Annotated in this window: 1 protein-coding gene; it reads right to left on the bottom strand. The window is 58.0% G+C overall.

Annotated elements, in window-relative coordinates; genetic code table 11:
- Positions 1-592: 592 nt before the first annotated feature.
- Positions 593-1609 (bottom strand): IS110 family RNA-guided transposase, encoded by a 1017-nt coding sequence (locus tag P0D96_RS47875; RefSeq protein ID WP_408321305.1) that lies wholly within the window; start codon positions 1607-1609, stop codon positions 593-595.
- Between the last annotated feature and the right edge of the window lie 97 nt (positions 1610-1706).

The following is a 1706-nucleotide window of genomic DNA, read 5'->3' on the forward strand; positions in this document are numbered from 1 at the left end:
ACGGCACCGGATGAACGCCGCATGCCATCGCACCGAACTGAAGGCGCGTCTGCTCGCATGGCAGGAATGGACGGGTGTGAAAGTTTCTCAGGCAAATTAATAAGGAAACCATATCTTCTCGCGCTAGCCAAACTATCTACCTCAACTTGACACCCATTAGTCGGCCGGAGTCAAGGTACAAATCTCTTCCCCCTTGCGATTGCCATGTCGATATGTTTTTCATCGACATGGCAATCGCAAGGACGCTTGTGGTGCGTCTCCTGTCTGCAGGATCAATATCGCATCCGGTTTCTCAAAGCTGGTTGCGAAACGGATCGCACCAGACACCCATCTGGATCAAGCATGCCGTGAGGTAAGTCACGTGTGCCCTGGCGGCCATGGCCGCCCCGGAGAAACGTTGGTGCCGGACGAGGTCCAAGGGGTTGGTCAAAGCCGTGGCTGTTGCGTGTGCAACGCCAGTCAAACGTGGCTCCCCGCCCGGGCGACCCGATTGCTTGCAGACAGTCGGTGAGGTGAAGCAAAGGGAAGACCCAATCAAAGCCATGGCTGTGCACCAGTCAAGTTACCGGGTTCGTTCCCCTTGCATCACCTGCTAGCCAAAACAGCGAACTGTCTCAAATGGTTTGTGCTCCCGAAGCATGTGATAGCAGGCGCGAGCCAGCTTGTGCGCTAGTGCCTTGATCGCAACGATGCCGTTGCGCATTCGCTTCTTGCGTTCGTAAAAGCGCCTGGCTTGCGGACACGTACGGATCGCGAAGTTGGCCGCTTCGACAAACGCCCATGCCAGATAGCGGTTCCCGTTCTTCGTGTTGCCTTCGCCTTTCTTCCTGCTGTTGCTTTCGCGCCTGCTGTCCACGCAGCGACAGTAAGAACTGAAGTGGCCAACGGTGGCAAATCGCGAGATGGTGCCAGTTTCCAGCATGATAGTGGTCGCCAGCATCGGACCAATGCCGGGCACCGTGTTCAACAGCGCGTAATCCGGATTCAGTTTCACCTGCTGCATGAGTCGCTTTTCGACGATCTCGATCTGCTGCTGAAGCGTTTGCAGGACCGCCAGGTTGGCCCGGATCGCGAGCGTTACGTCGGGCGCAAAACCGAATCGGCTCACCTGCGCGCCATCGAGGCGCTTGACCTGCGGCCCGTGCATCTGAGAACCAGTATGCCGCGCGAACAGGTTGCCGATCGCGAGAATCTGGGTGGTGCGGCACTGCACGAGCTGCATCCGTTTGCGTGCAAGGTCGCGTACCTGCCGTCCGTCCGCGGGGTAGATGTAGCCTTCGGGCAGCAGCCCCAGACGCAGTAATTGTGCGAGATGGGCCGCATCGGTGAAGTCACCACTGAATTTCAGCCCCTCGTACTGCCTGATCGCTGCCGGGTTGGCGAGATGAACATGGTATCCATCCGCAAACAGTGCATCGACCAACCAGTACCAGTTGTACGTCGCCTCGATGACCACACCTTCCAGTTCTTCGCGATGCGGCGCCAGTGCGGCGCGGATCTGCAACGCGTCGTTGGGCAACCGCAGCTGGTAGACGATGTGGTCCACCTCATCGCTGACCACGACCACACTGTTGTTCGAGTGCAGGTCGATTCCGCTAAACTTTTTCATGCCGGCCTCCTGTGCGTCACGTCGGTGTCGCAACCTTGACTCTACGCCAGCCGTCCTACCGGAACGGCGCGAGGCCGACTATATGATTATCAAAGCC

The organism is Paraburkholderia sp. RL17-347-BIC-D (genome assembly GCF_046027915.1).
In the GTDB taxonomy this organism is placed as follows: Bacteria; Pseudomonadota; Gammaproteobacteria; order Burkholderiales; family Burkholderiaceae; genus Paraburkholderia.